We start from the raw sequence: 16071 nt of genomic DNA, 5'->3' as shown, positions 1-16071 counted from the left end.
CTGCCAACCCGCAGACCCCTATCACTCCGGCGCAGACGGTCGTGCCAACCGCAGGGGGGACGGTGGCCGGGGGGGCGTCGTCAGCCCTCTCGGCAATGGTCAGTGCGGGGAGTGCGGGCAACGCCCGCGTTCCAGCGGGCAGTCCCTGGGCACCAACAGGTCTGGGGCCAAAGGTCTCAAGGTTTGGGGATGGCCTGGAACGGGGCGACGCGGGCGAAGAGGTGAGCCTGGCCGGTGTACAGCACGCTGCCGCCAAGGAGTCGGTGCTGCCCCGTGAGCAGTTCCCGGTGGGTCGCCCGCAGAACTCAATGAGCCCGATGCGTCAGGTCGCGGAGGCCATCGTGGCGGCGGAGGGCGCGCGCGTGGAGCTGCGCCTCGAACCCGAGGAACTGGGGCGCGTCCGCTTCCATATGCAGGTGTCCGAGCAGGGGGTCGCCCTTCAGGTCAGCGCCGACCGGCCCGAGACGCTCGATCTGCTGCGGCGCAATGCCGACCAACTGGCGCGCTACCTCTCGGAGGCGGGCTATCAGGGCAGCAGGCTAGACTTCTCGGATGAGCGCCGATCCAGACGGGCGCGCGGGGGGAGCAGCAGCGGGGCCTCTGTCGCCGAGTCGGACCCTGTGGCAACGCCTCCCCTCACCCCGCCCGCTGCCACGGATGGGCTCGACCTCAGGCTCTAGGCTGGAGAGAGATATGGATATTTCAACGGTTTCCCAAACCTCGACCTCCCCGACTGCGTCCTCTGCGGAGGTCAGTGGTGCGGCTGCATTGACCAGTGACTTCGATACATTCCTGCAACTTCTGACGACCCAGGCCCGGAATCAGGATCCGTTCAACCCGGTCGATGCGACGGAATATGCCTCGCAGCTCGCCAGCTTTTCGGCTGTTGAACAACAGGTGCTCACCAACGAGCTGCTGACCGGGCTCTCTCTTCGTGCGAGCGATGGCGAATTCGAAAGGCTGGTCTCCTGGATCGGGCTGGAGGCCCGTGTCGCCGAGGCCGCCTATTTTGACGGATCGGAGGTCACTTTCGAGTACGAGGTTCCGGAGGACGTGCAGAGCGCGGTGCTGGCCATCCGCGATGAGGAGGGCGCCGTGCGGAACCGTATTGCGCTGACGCCGGGCGACGGCAGTTACCTCTGGGACGGGCGTGACCTCGCCGGTGCGGTGCTGCCGGAGGGGCTCTATCATGTGGAGATCGAGATCGTTCAGGACGATGTGCAGGCAGAAAGCCTGCCTGCCTTCTCTTACCTGCGGATTTCCGAGGTGACCCGGGCGGAGGACGGCGTGCTCCTGACGCTGCCCGGAAACGCCCAGGTCCCGGCATCAGAGGTCACAGCCGTGCGTCGCCCAATCGAGTGAGCGCCCCTTGGGGTGCGCTCATGGGCCGGGAATGCGCAAAGTGCCAAATCTAGAGAATAGACATCAGGACCAGCGTCAGCCCGGCCCCGGAGATCAGCCCACCGATGCCCCAGCCAAGCCGCCGGGCCCATTTCGACTCGAGTTCGTCGGCGAGTCCCTGGGTTTGACGGATGAGCGCTTCTTCGACGAGACCGGGCAGGCGGGGGCCGAAGCGGGCCATAACGCGGGCGGTCTTGGCGAAATCGCGCAGCGCGGCACGCGGCCCGATGGAGGTCTTGATGTATTGCTCGACCACAGGTCGTGCGACGCTCCATATATTCATGTGAGGGTTGAGGGAGCGAGCAACCCCCTCGACCACCACCATGGTGCGCTGCAGCAGGATCAACTCGGTCCGGGTCTCCATTCCGAAACGCTCTGTCACCTCGAAGAGGTAGTTGAGCAGCCGGCCCATGGAGATTCGGGTCGAATCCATGCCGAAGATCGGCTCGCCCACGGCGCGCAGGGCGCGGGCAAACTCGTCGACATCCTGGTCGGCGGGCACGTATCCGGCTTCGAAATGCACCTCGGCAACCCGACGGTAGTCGCGGCGGATGAAACCGTAGAGAATCTCGGCGTAGACCCGGCGGGTGTACTCGTCGATATGCCCCATGATGCCGAAGTCATAGGCGATGATGTCACCGTTCGGCGCCACCTTCAGGTTGCCCTGGTGCATGTCGGCGTGGAAGAAGCCGTCCCGCAAGGCATGGTTGAGGAAGAGCTGCAGCACGCGCTCGCTGAGCGCCACGCGGTCGTGGCCGGCAGCGTCGATGGCGGCATTGTCGCCAAGCGGTACGCCCTCGGCCCAGCTCATGGTCATCACCCGGCGGCCCGAAAGGCCCCAGATCACCTCGGGCAGCTGGAAGCCGTCGTCGTCGACGGTGTTGGCGGCGAACTCGCTGGCCGAGGCGCTTTCGAGCCGCAGGTCCAGCTCGCCGTTCACCACGCCCTCGAAATGGGCGATCACGTCGCGCGGACGCAGCCGGCGCGAGGCGGGGGACAGGAGGTTGATCGCATCGGCGGCGAGCCAGAAGGCGTCGATATCCTTGCGGAAGGCGCGCTCGATTCCCGGGCGCAGCACCTTCACCGCGACGGTTTCGCCGGTCTCGGCCAGCCGCGCCCTGTGCACCTGCGCGATCGAGGCGGCGGCGACGGGCGGGCTGAACTCGGAGAAGATCTCGTCGACCTTCACGCCGAGCTCACCCTCGACCTGGGTCTTGGCGGCCTCGACCGGGAACGGAGGCAGCTTGTCCTGCAGCACGCGCAGCTGGTTCGCCAGATCCTCGCCCACCACGTCGGGGCGGGTCGAGAGCACCTGGCCGAACTTGATGTAGGCGGGGCCGAGCGCGGTGAGCGCGCGGGTCACCGGCGGCATCGCGGGATCGCCCTCGTAGCCGAGCCACTTGAACGGCCAGGCGAGGATGCGGGCGGCGGCGCGCAGGGTCGGCGGCGCGTCCACCGCATCGAGCACCACGCCCATGGCGCCGGTGCGCTCGAAGGTGGCGCCGGTGCGAACCAGCCGCCAGATATTGTGCGGACCCTTCATGTCAGATCTTCCAGCCCGAATGCAGACAGGCGATTCCCATGCTCAGGTTGCGGTACTTGGCGTTGCCGAAGCCCGCCGCGCGCACCATGCCGAGGAAGGTTTCCTGGTCGGGGAACTTGCGGATCGATTCCACCAGGTACTGGTAGCTGTCGCGATCGCCCGCGATCACCTGGCCCATGCGGGGGATCAGGTTGAAGGAATACAGGTCATAGACCTTCTGCATCAGCTCGTTGGGGATCTGGCTGAATTCCAGCACCATCAGGCGCCCGCCGGGTTTGAGCACGCGGAAGGCCTCGTTCAGGGCTTCCTGCGGGCGGGTCACGTTCCGGATGCCGAAGGAGATCGTGTAGACGTCGAAGGTGTTGTCGGCGAAGGGCAGGGCCATGGCATCGCCCACCACCCAGTCGAGCTGGTCAGACATGGCGCCCGCTTCGGCGCGCTTGCGGCCCTCGACCAGCATCGGCTCGGTCAGGTCGCAGACCGTGGCGTGGCCGTGGCCCGCGCGCTTGAGGAAACGGAAGGAGATGTCGCCGGTGCCGCCGGCCACGTCGAGCAGCTTCTGCCCGGGGCGCGGTGCCAGCCAATCCATCATCGCATCCTTCCAGACGCGGTGAATGCCGAAGGACATGGCGTCGTTCATCACGTCGTATTTCGACGCGACCGACCCGAAGACCCCGCGCACGCGGCCGGCCTTCTCTTCCTCGGGGATGTCGGTGAACCCAAAATGGGTGGTTTTTCCGGTCTCTTTGGTCATGGGCCTTGCCGTCCTGTGTCCGACACTCCTTATAGAGCCCGCGCGCCGCGCTGCAATGCGGCCCAGTGGAAAGGATCCGTGATGCCCGAACTTCCCGAGGTGGAAACCGTCCGTGCCGGGCTGGCCCCGGTGATGGAAAACCAGGTGATCGCCGAGGCGAAGGTGAACCGGCCCGACCTGCGCTGGCCCTTTCCCGAACGCATGGCCGAGCGGCTGACCGGCGCGCGGGTGCTGCGGCTGCGGCGGCGCTCGAAGTACATCCTGGCCGATCTCGACACCGGCGAGACGCTGCTGATCCATCTCGGCATGTCCGGCCGGATGCTGATTTCCGGCGATCCGCTGGGGCGTTTCGTGCATGAACACCCCGCGCCCGAGAAACACGACCACGTGGTGTTCGAGATGGCCAGTGGCGCGCGCGTCACATTCAACGATCCGCGCCGCTTCGGGGCGATGGACCTGATGGAGACGGCCACGGCCGAGACGCATCCGCTGCTGGCGGCCATCGGACCGGAGCCTTTGGGCAACACCTTCAGCGAATCCCACCTGATCGCCGCGCTGAAGGGGCGGAGCATGCCGATCAAGACCGCGCTTCTGGATCAGAAGATTGTTGCCGGTCTGGGGAATATCTATGTTTGCGAAGCCTTGTTCCGCGCCGGTATCCATCCTTCACGCCGCGTCAACCGAATCTCCGAAAAGCGCATCGCGTCGCTGGTGCCGATCATCCGGACGGTGCTGACGGAGGCCATCGCCGCGGGCGGATCCTCGCTGAAGGATTTCCGCCAAGCTGATGGGGAACTTGGGTATTTTCAGCACAGCTTCGATGTCTACGGGCGCGAAGGCCAGCCCTGCCGCAACGATGGTTGCGCGAACATGGTACACCGGATCGTGCAGTCCGGGCGCTCGTCCTTCTTCTGTCCGAGCTGCCAAAGATAGCTTGATTGCAGGGGTCAAGTTGGTAAGGCTGCGCGACAATGCCAACGGACGGGAGCCCGAAGTCATGGCCTATGAGACGATTATCGTCGAAGTAGACGACGACGTTGCAACAATTACCCTGAACCGCCCGGACGCCCTCAATGCGCTGAACAGCCAGCTTCTAGGCGAGCTAGCGCAGGCGCTGACCGAGGCGGATGCCAATGACAAGGTGCGCTGCATCATCCTGACCGGCTCGGCCAAGGCCTTTGCCGCCGGGGCCGATATCAAGGAGATGTCGGAAAAGAGCTTTGTCGAGATGTACCTCGGCGATTTCTTCGAGCCGGCCACCGAGGCTGTCGCGAAGGTACGCAAGCCAGTGATCGCCGCGGTGAGCGGCTACGCGCTTGGCGGCGGCTGCGAGCTGGCGATGATGTGCGATTTCATCATTGCCTCCGAGACCGCGAAATTCGGCCAGCCCGAGATCAACCTCGGCGTCATCGCCGGGATCGGCGGCACGCAGCGTCTGCCGCGCTACGTCGGCAAGGCCAAGGCCATGGACATGCACCTGACGGGGCGGTTCATGGATGCCGAGGAGGCCGAGCGTTCGGGTCTGGTGAGCCGCGTCGTGCCGGTCAAGCAACTGATGGACGAGGCTCAGAGCGCCGCGGCGAAGATCGCCGAGAAATCCATGCTGGCCTCGATCGCCGCGAAGCAGGCGGTGAATCGCGCCTTCGAGACCACGCTGGACGAGGGACTGCTCTTCGAGCGCCGCCTGTTCCACTCGCTGTTTGCGACCGAGGACCAGAAGGAAGGCATGTCGGCCTTCCTCGAGAAGCGCACGCCGCAGTTCCGCGACCGCTGAGCCGGCGTCCTGGGAATTCGGGCCTGTCCCCGCGCGGGGACAGGCTTTTTTCATGCCGTTTTGGGTTTATGCGCCGCTCGCGGCGCTCAGGACTGCAGCGGCCCACGGACCTGGCGGATGGCGGCCTGGATGGCGCGCCAGTTCTCCGCCTCCTCGGCCGCGCCCTTGCTTTCGTTCTCGCGCACTTTCGCGGCGGCTTCGGCCTCGGCCCGGGCACCATGCGCCCGATAGAGGGCCTGTGCGGCCTCGTTGATCTGCATCGCGTTCATGGCTGACTCCTCCCTTCAGTATGAAGCGTCCCTTGGCAAACGTCGTGTGCAAACGTCGTGTGCAAACGCCTTGGGAGACCGATCCTAGCCGATTCCGTGCCGTTTCCCCAAGTTTTGCTGCAGGCCCCTTTGCAACCGGCGGAAAATGGGCTATGCGCCGCGGCTACATGCGTGTGATGCCCGCTCAGGCAAGAATCGGTCCGGCGACGACAGATCCGGGTCTGGTGGATATTGCACGTCCGAAATTCAGACCCTGGCCTTGTCGCTCACAGGCAAGTCCACAGACACAGGACCGATCATCATGGCAAATACGCCCCAGTCGAAGAAGCGCGCCCGTCAGAACGAGAAGCGCTACGCCGTCAACAAAGCACGCCGTTCGCGCATCCGCACCTACCTGCGCAAAGTCGAGGAAGCGATCGCTTCGGGCGACAAGGACGCAGCCGCCGCAGCGCTCGCCGCAGCTCAGCCCGAACTGATGCGCGGCGTGACCAAGGGCGTCTTCCACAAGAACACCGCATCGCGCAAAATGTCGCGCCTTTCCTCGCGGGTGAAATCGCTCGCCTAATCACGTCAAGTGTTAGGCTGAAATGACACACCTAAAAAGTGTGTGATCGAAAAGGCATCGCCATTGGTGGTGCCTTTTTTCGTGACTCACACCATATTTTGAAGGCCGAGATTCTTTTTTCGGATTCCATTGAGTCAAGTTTGAAGTTCGGTTGCTGCCCTTCTCAGAACAGGAGTAATTTCATCAGGCGAGTCACATCGCTGGGGGGACAGGCAATCGGGGACTACACCACATGAAATGTGGATTCGTTTCCGTCGCTTCGGTCGTCTGACGAAAAGGACGCCGAAACTGGGGTGATTTCATCCTGCCAGTCCAATTGTGAAATGGGTGAGTAGTGCACCTTGCGGGGTCGCTTCGGGATGCTGGGAGTCCCGGGGGCGGTTCGTGTGTGCTTATTCACGGGGACAGAGGAAACTCTTCCTGACCTATGCCGTTCGGCATCGGGCCATATTTTGCTTCCCCACGATGTCTCGAATGGGCGCGTTTGTGTGTGTTGCCCAAGGGACAGAAGAACCGGTGAAGACACGGAGCGGGGATAAATGACGCAGGAACAATGGGGTGCGCTGCAAGACAGGCTGAGCAGCACGATCGGGGAAAACAATTACCGTACCTGGATCAAGCCCCTCGAATATAAAGGTCTGGAAGCCGACGGGGTGGCGGTCTTCCTGGCACCAACGAATTTTATCGGCACCTATGTGTCGCAAAATTTCGGAGACCTGCTGCTGTCGCAGATCTCCACGCTGGATTCGCAGGTACGCCGCCTGCAGTTCCGTGTGAGCAACGCGCCGCGTCCGGCGGCGGGCCGTCCGAGCCCGCGCCCGGTTTCGGCGCAGCCGGAGCAGCCGGCCCAGGCGAGTGCCAACGGCCAGGCCGCGCAGGCCGGAAGTGACCTGCTGCCGAGCGCGCCGCTCGACGCGCGGTTCACCTTCGACAACTTCATCGTCGGCAAGCCCAACGAGCTCGCCCATGCCGCCGCGCGCCGCGTGGCGGAGGCCGAGACCGTGACCTTCAACCCGCTGTTCCTCTACGGCGGCGTGGGCCTCGGCAAGACGCACCTGATGCACGCGATCACCTGGGAGCTGCGCAACCGCCGGCCCGACCTGAACGTGCTGTACCTGTCGGCGGAGCAGTTCATGTACCGCTTCGTGCAGGCCCTGCGCGAGCGTCGCATGATGGACTTCAAGGAGCTGTTCCGCTCGGTCGACGTTCTGATGGTCGATGACGTGCAGTTCATCGCCGGCAAGGACTCGACGCAGGAAGAGTTCTTCCACACGTTCAACGCGCTGGTGGACCAGAACAAGCAGATCGTCATCTCGGCCGACCGCGCGCCCGACGAGATCAAGGATCTCGAGAACCGCATCCGTTCGCGCCTGCAGTCCGGCCTCGTGGTCGACCTGCACCCGACCGACTACGAGCTGCGCCTCGGCATCCTGCAGTCGAAGGTCGACACCTATCGCAAGCAGTACCCGTCGCTGCAGATCGACGATGGCATCCTCGAGTTCCTGGCGCATCGCATCTCGACCAACGTGCGCGTGCTCGAAGGCGCGCTGACCCGTCTGTTCGCCTTCGCCTCGCTGGTCGGCCAGCCGATCACCATGGAGCTGACGCAGGACTGCCTCGCGGACGTGCTGCGCGCCTCGGACCGCAAGATCTCGATCGAGGAAATCCAACGCAAGGTCGCGGATCACTACAACATCCGCCTTTCCGACCTGATCGGGCCCAAGCGCGTGCGCAACTTCGCCCGCCCGCGCCAGGTGGCGATGTACCTGTGCAAGCAGCTCACCGCCCGCTCGCTGCCCGAGATCGGCCGCCGTTTCGGCGGGCGCGACCACACCACGGTCATGCACGGCGTGAAGCGGATCGAGGACCTGCGCATGCAGGACAGCCAGATCGCCGACGACATCGAGCTGCTGCGCCGCGCGCTGGAAGCCTGAGACCGCACGACCACATTCGCAAACGGGGCTGCCTTCGGGCGGCCCCGCGGCCTTGACGCTGCAGACAATCCATCGGATCAATCAGCAAAAGAATTTGGAGTAGCTTCGCGGATCCGCCAGGCTACCCCTTCGACCAACCGAGGAACAGGGCGATGAAAGTCAGCATAGAACGGGCGACGCTGCTCAAGGCAGTCAGCCAGGCACAATCGGTGGTCGAGCGCCGGAACACCATCCCGATCCTGGCCAACGTGCTGATCGAGGCCGAGGGCAACACTGCCAGCTTCCGTGCAACCGATCTCGACATCGAAGTACTCGACCGCGCCCCCGCCGTGGTCGAACAGGCCGGAGCCACCACAGTCTCGGCGGTGACCCTGCACGAGATCGTGCGCAAGCTGCCCGACGGTGCGCTGGTCCAGCTGACCGCCGACAATGCCGCAGGTCGCCTGACCGTGGCCGCGGGCCGCTCGAACTTCAGCCTTGCGACGCTGCCCAAGGAAGACTTCCCGGTCATGGCGTCCTCGGAGTACTCGTCGAACTTCACCGCCAAGGCTGAGGTGCTGCGCCGTCTCTTCGACAAGTCGAAGTTCGCCATCTCGACCGAGGAAACCCGCTACTACCTCAACGGCGTCTACATGCATGTCGCCGAGAGCGAAGAGGGCCGGATGCTGCGCTGCGTCGCCACCGACGGCCACCGCCTCGCGCGCATCGACGCGCCGCTCCCTGCTGGTGCGGAAGCGATGCCCGGCGTGATCGTGCCGCGCAAGACCGTGGGCGAGCTGCGCAAGCTGCTCGACGAGGACGATATGGACATCGCCGTCTCGGTCTCGGAAACAAAGGTGCGCTTCGCCACGCCCGACATCACGCTGACCTCCAAGGTCATCGACGGCACCTTCCCGGACTACTCGCGGGTCATCCCGATGAACAACACCCGCCGGCTCGAGGTCGATGCGGGCGAGTTCGCCAAGGCGGTGGACCGCGTGGCGACCGTTTCGTCGGAACGATCGCGCGCCGTGAAGCTTCAGCTCGACGAGGACCGCCTCGTGCTCTCGGTCAATGCGCCCGACAGCGGCGCCGCCGAGGAAGAGCTGGCAGTGGCCTATGGCGATGAGCCGCTGGAGATCGGCTTCAACGCGAAGTACCTGCTGGAGATCGCCAGCCAGGTGGACCGCGAGAACGCCGTCTTCATGTTCAACTCCTCGGGCGATCCGACCCTGATGCGCGAAGGCACCGACACCTCGGCCGTCTACGTCGTCATGCCGATGCGCGTCTGACGCTCCGATCTTGAGCATCCGTCATTCATCGAAAGGCAGGGGCTATGCTTCTGCCTTTCGTGATTCCTGAAATACGTCCTTTCGCGGGGATCGTGCCCGCGCTACCGCCTGAGCCATGTCCCTGTATCTCACCCGCCTGACCCTGTCGCATTTCCGCTCGCACCATGGTGCCGAGCTCGAGGTGGACGCGCGCCCCGTGGCGCTGCACGGCCCCAATGGCGCGGGCAAGACCAATATCCTCGAGGCGGTCTCGCTGTTCTCGCCGGGCCGCGGCATGCGGCGGGCCTCGGCGCAGGAGATGGTCCGCCGCCCCGAGGCGCTGGGGTGGAAGATCGAGGGGCTGCTGCAGACCGGCGACGCGCTGCACGAGCTCACTTTCCGCTCGGAGGCCGGCGCCGCCCGGCAGGTGCAGATCGACGGCAAGGCGGCGCCGCAGGTGGCGCTTGGCCGGCTGGCGCGCGTGCTCTGGCTGATCCCGTCGATGGACCGGCTGTGGATCGAGGGGCCGGAGGGGCGGCGGCGCTTCCTCGACCGGATGACGCTGAGCTTCTTTCCCGACCATGCCGAACTGAGCCTCGGCTACGAGAAGGCGATGCGCGAACGCAACCGGCTGCTGCGCGACCAGGTGCGCGACGGCTTCTGGTACGCGGCGCTGGAGGGGCAGATGGCCGAGGCGGGTGCGGCGCTGCAGGCCAACCGCCGCGCGGCACTGGCGCGGCTGGCCGAGGCCCAGGCCGGGGCCGAGACGCAGTTTCCCGCCGCCGAGCTGGAACTGGTCGATGCCGAGACGCCCACGCCCGAGGACACCGCCGAGCTCCGTGCCGCGCTGGAGGCAAGCCGCCCGCGCGACCTCGGGGCGGGGCGGACGCTGGTCGGGCCGCACCGCGCCGACCTGCGCGGCACCTTCGCGGCCAAGGGCGTGCCCGCCGAGGATTGCTCGACCGGCGAGCAGAAGGCGCTGCTGATCTCGCTGATCCTCGCCAATGCCCGCGCCCTGGCGCTGGAGACCGGCGCGGCGCCGATCCTGCTGCTCGACGAGGTGGCGGCGCATCTCGACGCGGGCCGCCGCGCGGCGCTCTACGACGAGATCTGCGCACTTGGAGCGCAGGCCTGGATGACCGGCACCGGGCCGGAACTTTTCGCCGAGCTGGAGGGGCGCGCGCAGCACCTGGAAGTCATCGAGCGGGACGGGCAATCTTTGGTTGAAAACCGCACGCTTTGACACCAAATCTTGTGTCAGCGGCGTGACAATCGGGCCCGAACACCGTATAAAACCAACAAAAATCATGAAGGATCGCGGCATGGCCGAACCGGCAAGCGCACCGCAGGAATACGGCGCGGATTCCATCAAAGTTCTCAAAGGCTTGGAGGCTGTTCGCAAACGCCCCGGCATGTATATCGGGGACACGGATGACGGCTCGGGCCTGCACCACATGGTCTACGAGGTCGTGGACAACGGCATCGACGAGGCTCTGGCGGGTCACGCGGACGCTGTCCGGGTGAAAATCCACGCCGACAACTCGGTTTCGGTGCGCGACAACGGCCGCGGCATTCCCGTCGATCTTCACCAGGAAGAGGGCGTCTCGGCGGCCGAGGTCATCATGACCCAGCTGCACGCCGGCGGGAAATTCGACCAGAACTCCTACAAGGTCTCGGGCGGTCTGCACGGCGTGGGCGTCTCGGTGGTGAACGCGCTGTCGGTCTGGCTGGAACTGCGCATCTGGCGCAACGGCAAGGAGCACTACGCGCGCTTCGAGCACGGCGAGACGGTCGAGCACCTGCGCGTGGTCGGCGAAGCTGAGGGCGAGAAGGGCACCGAGGTGCGCTTCCTGGCCTCCACCGACACTTTCAGCAACCTCGACTACAGCTTCGAGACCCTCGAGAAGCGCCTGCGCGAGCTGGCCTTCCTGAACTCGGGCGTGCGCATCATTCTCGAGGATGAGCGCCCCGCCGAGCCGCTGAAGACCGAGCTGCACTACGAGGGCGGCGTGAAGGAGTTCGTGAAGTATCTCGACCGCTCCAAGCAGCCGGTGATGACCGACCCGATCTACATGACCGGGGAAAAGGACGGCATCGGTGTCGAGATCGCCATGTGGTGGAATGACAGCTTCAACGAGATGGTGCTGCCCTTCACCAACAATATCCCGCAGCGCGACGGCGGTACCCACGTGGCCGGCTTCCGCGGCGCGCTGACCCGCACGATCAACAACTACGCGCAGGCGTCCGGCATCGCCAAGAAGGAGAAGGTCTCCTTCACCGGCGACGACGCGCGCGAGGGTCTGACCTGCGTGCTGTCGGTGAAAGTGCCGGACCCGAAATTCAGCTCGCAGACCAAGGACAAGCTGGTGTCGTCCGAGGTGCGCCCGGCGGTCGAGGGGATGATGAACGAGCGTCTCGCCGAGTGGTTCGAGGAGAACCCCAACGAGGCGAAGCGGATCGTCGGCAAGATCGTCGAGGCGGCGCTGGCCCGCGAGGCCGCGCGCAAGGCCCGCGAGCTGACCCGCCGCAAGACCGCGATGGACGTGAACTACCTCGCCGGCAAGCTCAAGGACTGCTCCGAGAAGGACCCGTCCAAGACCGAGCTGTTCATCGTCGAGGGTGACTCCGCGGGCGGCTCGGCGCAGACCGGGCGTGACCGGGGCACCCAGGCGATCCTGCCGCTGAAGGGCAAGATCCTCAACGTCGAGCGCGCGCGTTTCGACCGGATGCTCGGCAGCCAGGAGATCGGCAACCTGGTGATGGCGCTCGGCACCGGCATCGGCCGCGACGAGTTCAACATCGAGAAGCTGCGCTACCACAAGATCATCCTGATGACCGACGCCGACGTCGACGGTGCGCACATCCGGACGCTGCTGCTGACCTTCTTCTACCGGCAGATGCCGGAGCTGATCGAGGGCGGCTATCTCTATATCGCGCAGCCGCCGCTCTACAAGGTGACCCGCGGCAAGTCCGAGGTCTACGTGAAGGACCAGAACGCGCTCGACGAGTACCTGATCAACCAGGGCATCGACGGCGCGGGGCTGAAGCTGGCCAATGGCGAGGTGATCGCCGGCCAGGATCTCGTGCGCGTCATCGACGAGGCGCGTCAGCTCAAGCGCGTGCTGGATGCCTTCCCGACCCACTACCCGCGGCACATCCTCGAGCAGGCGGCGATCGCCGGCGGCTTCGTGCCGGGCGCGGTGGAATCGGACCTGCAGGGCGTGGCCGACAAGGTGGCGCAGCGGCTCGACCTGATCGCGCTGGAATACGAGAAGGGCTGGCAGGGACGCATCACCCAGGACCGCGGCATCCGTCTTGCCCGCATCCTGCGCGGCGTCGAAGAGGTGCGGACGCTGGACGGGGCCATGCTTCGTTCGGGCGAGGCGCGCCGCACCGGCAGCTTCACCCAGGCGCTGCAGGCGGTCTACAGCGCGCCGGCCGTGCTGGAGCGCAAGGATCGCCGCCAGGCGGTCTACGGCCCGCTCGACCTGCTGAAGGCGATCCTCGAAGAGGGCGAGAAGGGCCTCGCGCTGCAGCGCTACAAGGGTCTGGGCGAGATGAACCCCGGCCAGCTCTGGGAAACCACGCTGGACCCGGATGCGCGCACGCTACTGCAGGTGAAGATCGACGACATGGCCGAGGCCGACGATCTCTTCACCAAGCTGATGGGCGACGTGGTCGAGCCGCGCCGCGACTTCATCCAGCAGAACGCGCTGAGCGTGGAGAACCTCGACTTCTGATCCTGTCGGACGAGTAGAATAGGGAGCGGCGCGCAGGGGACTGCGCGCCGTTTTCCGTTGCAAGCGCGGGATGGGCCCCTACCGCCGCGCGAAGTCCTGACGCAGCATCGGGAAGTCCGTCTCGGGCGGGAACCCGTCGTAGCTGTGCCGTGCGGGCGTCTGTGCCCAGTCCAGCTTTTCGCCGGTCATGGTCTCGATGAAGGGCAGGCACCACTCGGGCACGTCGAACAGGATGGGGCGCACGTTCACGAAGGCGTCGACCCCGCTGATCCGGGTGAACATCCACGTCCCGCACTCGGGGCACATGTAATGATCAAGCTGCGGCCCCTTGATCCCCCCCTTCACCGCCTCTCCGGCAATCAGCCTGACCCCGTCAGGAGGCACCATCATGGTCAGGGAAAAGGCGCTGGCGCTCATCTTCTGGCAGCCACGGCAATGGCAGGCGGCAGTCATCATCGGGGGTTTGCTCACTTCGAGCTGCAGCGTGCCGCAGCGGCAGCTCCCGATCTGGGGAAGCTCGGTCATCGCGGTCTCCTCTCGCGCCCGTGACCGGGACAAAGAAGCAGCCCGGCAAAAGAAAAAGCCGGCCCCGGGGCCGGCTTTCTGATCTCACTCGGTCCGCAGGTGCGCGGCCGATTCTTTGATGGCGTCATATTGCCCGCCGGGCCGGAAGCGCCACAGGTAGTCGGGCATCACCGCCTCGGGGGCGACGGCGCTGATCCCGAGATCGGAAAGACCCTTGGCGCCCTCGGACACCACGTTGTCCTTCCGCAGCATCACCACCTGGTCGCGGGTGATCGGTGCGGTGAACAGCCCGCCGGTGATCCGCTGCAGGAATTCCGACACGCGCCCGATGAAAGAAGCGAGGCCGTAGGGCAGGTTCACCAGCATCTTGCGGCGGCGGATGACGGTCAGCATCTCTTCGATGAAAGCGCGGAAGCTCTTCACCTCGGGACCGCCGAGCTCGTAGATGCCCGCGTCAGCAGTGCCGGTCAGCCCCTTCTCGGCGGCCTCGGCGACATTGTCCACGTAGACCGGCTGGAAGTTTCTGTCCGCTCCGACCAGCGCCAGCACCGGCCCCATTCGGGACATCGAGGCAAAGCGGTTGAAGAACTGGTCCTCCATTCCGAAGATCACCGAAGGCCGCAGGATCATCGCGCCGGGGAAGGCGTCCAGAACCGCCTCTTCCCCAAGCGCCTTGGTCCGGGCGTAACCGCTGGCGCTCACCTTGTCGGCGCCGATCGCCGAGATATGCACCAGCGCTTCGACACCCTGCTCGGCGGCGATGCGGGCGATGCGCGCCGCGCCCTCGACCTGCACCGCGTCGAAGCTGTTCTTGCCGCGCGCGTCGAAGGTGCCGACGCAGTTCATCACCGCATCCGCGCCCTGCATCACGCTGCGCACCGACTCGTCGTCGCGGATATTGCAGAAGACCGGCTCGACCTGGCCGACCGAGCCGTAGGGCTTCACGAAGAGCGCTTCGTTGGGATGGCGGACAGCGACACGGACGCGCCAGCCGAGCTTGGCCATGCGGCGGGCGACATAGCGACCGACAAATCCGGATCCGCCGTAAATGGTGACGAGCTTGCTCATCTGGCTACTCCTACTCCGAGGTTCTGAAACCTTGAATACCGGCCCGTCCGGGACCGGGCAAGGCGGCTCCGTCGGGGAAGTTGAAGAAATCGAAAAAACTGCGTTGACACTCCCTGCGGACATATTTAAACGCCCCCTCACCACCTGTGCCCAGGTGGCGGAATTGGTAGACGCGCTGGTTTCAGGTACCAGTGGCTTAACGGCCGTGGAGGTTCGAGTCCTCTCCTGGGCACCATTAAACCCCCGTGAAATCTTCGGATTTCACGGGGGTTTTGGTTTTCTGGCCTGACGGCTCTGATGCGGTCAAAGTCCAAACGTCTCTCCATATGTGCGCTCGCGGGCTGTCGGGCTTCTAGATCCTGGTGGTCTCTGCTCGGGCTGGGTCCGCGAGGGTGAGGATCCCGCCTCATGGATGGTGAATCGCCGGGCCGATCTGGGCGTCGAGCGGTGGGCTGGGCCCAAGGTCTCAGTCATATATAGGAGGCAGGAATCCCGCGGCCGCTTTCTGGCCTGCCCGGGTCCGCCCAAGGACTCAGGCTGGCGCGCTGAACCAGGTCACTCCTCGCAGGGTGTCTCGGCTGTGGGTGTCTCGGCGCTGTCATGTTTCTCCCGGGGCGCAGCGGCGCCCCGCCGAGCACGGGCCCGCGGCATCCTTGAGGGTTTGGGGGGCCTGCTGCTCCGCTCCGCCGCGAGCCCTGATTTTATGCGGTTTCCGACCTCTATGCATTTTTTATGACGAAAATTGAAAAAAGGGGTTGCGGGTCCAGCGTGGAGTACGTAAATAGCCCCTCACCGGCGGCGCTGAGGCGCTGAACGGGACGCCAGACGGGGCGGCGGCGAGCGGAAACGCGGGGCTGGCGCAGACGAGGCGGACAGGAATTCGAGAGACGGGCAGGCGGGCGCGCCGGAAGTTAGGGCGCACTGGTCTGGTTTTGTCTCTCACGCTCTTTGACATCGCAGATATCTGAAGAGATATGCGGGCGGCACTGGTTCATTTCGATGGATCAAGCCTAGCATATCAACGCTTCTAGCAACGCCGTAGCGCTCAAGTAGCAAAGCGGTAGCGCGATAATGAAGTGTCAGCTTCACTGTTTGTCGGTCTTCGGTGCCTTTGGTACTGAAGCACGAGAAACAGAAAGTTTGATTGCGCTCCTTTCCTTAGCCGGGTGGAGCAGCCGCGGACCTTCCCGGTTCGTCGGTGATGCAGTCAAAGATGTGCTGAGGTTCGAACGTCAAGGACAACCGAGC

The 16071-nt window shown here is 65.1% G+C and carries 14 protein-coding genes and 1 tRNA gene; 10 read left to right on the top strand and 5 right to left on the bottom strand.

What is annotated here, in order from left to right:
* The first annotated feature begins 221 nt into the window (after positions 1 to 221).
* A complete protein-coding gene (locus tag LC039_RS10235; RefSeq protein WP_226623838.1) occupies positions 222 to 680 on the top strand; it encodes a flagellar hook-length control protein FliK in 459 nt (152 codons plus the stop codon).
* Positions 681 to 693: 13 nt separating this feature from the next.
* Positions 694 to 1362 (top strand): flagellar hook capping FlgD N-terminal domain-containing protein, encoded by a 669-nt coding sequence (locus tag LC039_RS10230; protein WP_226623836.1) that lies wholly within the window; start codon positions 694 to 696, stop codon positions 1360 to 1362.
* Positions 1363 to 1411: 49 nt separating this feature from the next.
* On the opposite strand, the gene ubiB is transcribed toward LC039_RS10230, so the two are convergent.
* Positions 1412 to 2944, bottom strand: coding sequence for a 2-polyprenylphenol 6-hydroxylase (gene ubiB / locus LC039_RS10225; protein ID WP_226623834.1), 1533 nt, complete (start codon positions 2942 to 2944; stop codon positions 1412 to 1414).
* A 1-nt stretch (position 2945) separates the two neighbouring features.
* Positions 2946 to 3698, bottom strand: coding sequence for a bifunctional demethylmenaquinone methyltransferase/2-methoxy-6-polyprenyl-1,4-benzoquinol methylase UbiE (ubiE, locus tag LC039_RS10220; protein ID WP_226623832.1), 753 nt, complete (start codon positions 3696 to 3698; stop codon positions 2946 to 2948).
* A gap of 81 nt (positions 3699 to 3779) precedes the next feature.
* Here ubiE and mutM point away from each other — a divergent pair, with 81 nt between their 5' ends.
* On the top strand, positions 3780 to 4631 hold the full coding sequence (gene mutM, locus LC039_RS10215; RefSeq protein WP_226624329.1) for a bifunctional DNA-formamidopyrimidine glycosylase/DNA-(apurinic or apyrimidinic site) lyase: 852 nt from the start codon (positions 3780 to 3782) through the stop codon (positions 4629 to 4631).
* A gap of 64 nt (positions 4632 to 4695) precedes the next feature.
* Positions 4696 to 5472 carry an enoyl-CoA hydratase gene (locus tag LC039_RS10210; RefSeq protein WP_226623830.1) on the top strand — a complete coding sequence of 259 codons (777 nt, stop codon included), beginning with the start codon at positions 4696 to 4698 and terminating at the stop codon, positions 5470 to 5472.
* An 86-nt stretch (positions 5473 to 5558) separates the two neighbouring features.
* Here the strand turns inward: LC039_RS10210 and LC039_RS10205 are convergent, their stop codons facing one another.
* Positions 5559 to 5741 (bottom strand): hypothetical protein, encoded by a 183-nt coding sequence (locus LC039_RS10205; protein WP_226623829.1) that lies wholly within the window; start codon positions 5739 to 5741, stop codon positions 5559 to 5561.
* Between the two features lie 301 nt (positions 5742 to 6042).
* Between LC039_RS10205 and rpsT the strand changes: the two genes are divergently transcribed.
* The 5 genes from rpsT (at position 6043) to gyrB (ending at position 13230) form a co-directional block, all read left to right on the top strand.
* A complete protein-coding gene (gene rpsT, locus LC039_RS10200) occupies positions 6043 to 6306 on the top strand; it encodes a 30S ribosomal protein S20 (protein WP_226624327.1) in 264 nt (87 codons plus the stop codon).
* Between the two features lie 539 nt (positions 6307 to 6845).
* A complete protein-coding gene (gene dnaA / locus LC039_RS10195; RefSeq protein WP_226623827.1) occupies positions 6846 to 8240 on the top strand; it encodes a chromosomal replication initiator protein DnaA in 1395 nt (464 codons plus the stop codon).
* A 152-nt stretch (positions 8241 to 8392) separates the two neighbouring features.
* Positions 8393 to 9511 carry a DNA polymerase III subunit beta gene (dnaN, locus tag LC039_RS10190; protein ID WP_226623822.1) on the top strand — a complete coding sequence of 373 codons (1119 nt, stop codon included), beginning with the start codon at positions 8393 to 8395 and terminating at the stop codon, positions 9509 to 9511.
* A gap of 115 nt (positions 9512 to 9626) precedes the next feature.
* Positions 9627 to 10733 carry a DNA replication/repair protein RecF gene (recF, locus tag LC039_RS10185; protein WP_226623821.1) on the top strand — a complete coding sequence of 369 codons (1107 nt, stop codon included), beginning with the start codon at positions 9627 to 9629 and terminating at the stop codon, positions 10731 to 10733.
* A gap of 79 nt (positions 10734 to 10812) precedes the next feature.
* Positions 10813 to 13230, top strand: a complete 2418-nt coding sequence (gene gyrB / locus LC039_RS10180) for a DNA topoisomerase (ATP-hydrolyzing) subunit B (RefSeq protein ID WP_226623820.1) — start codon at positions 10813 to 10815, stop codon at positions 13228 to 13230.
* A gap of 78 nt (positions 13231 to 13308) precedes the next feature.
* On the opposite strand, the gene LC039_RS10175 is transcribed toward gyrB, so the two are convergent.
* The gene (locus LC039_RS10175; protein ID WP_226623819.1) at positions 13309 to 13755 is read right to left on the bottom strand and encodes a GFA family protein; all 447 of its coding nucleotides are present in this window, start codon (positions 13753 to 13755) and stop codon (positions 13309 to 13311) included.
* An 84-nt stretch (positions 13756 to 13839) separates the two neighbouring features.
* The gene (locus LC039_RS10170; RefSeq protein WP_226623817.1) at positions 13840 to 14823 is read right to left on the bottom strand and encodes a complex I NDUFA9 subunit family protein; all 984 of its coding nucleotides are present in this window, start codon (positions 14821 to 14823) and stop codon (positions 13840 to 13842) included.
* A 148-nt stretch (positions 14824 to 14971) separates the two neighbouring features.
* Here LC039_RS10170 and LC039_RS10165 point away from each other — a divergent pair.
* Positions 14972 to 15058, top strand: a tRNA-Leu gene (locus LC039_RS10165).
* The last annotated feature ends 1013 nt before the right edge of the window (positions 15059 to 16071 follow it).

The organism is Alloyangia pacifica (assembly GCF_020524285.1).
Lineage (GTDB): Bacteria > Pseudomonadota > Alphaproteobacteria > Rhodobacterales > Rhodobacteraceae > Salipiger > Salipiger pacificus_B.
The sequence above is the reverse complement of the archived record's forward strand: the minus strand, read 5'-3'. Positions and strand labels throughout refer to the sequence as shown.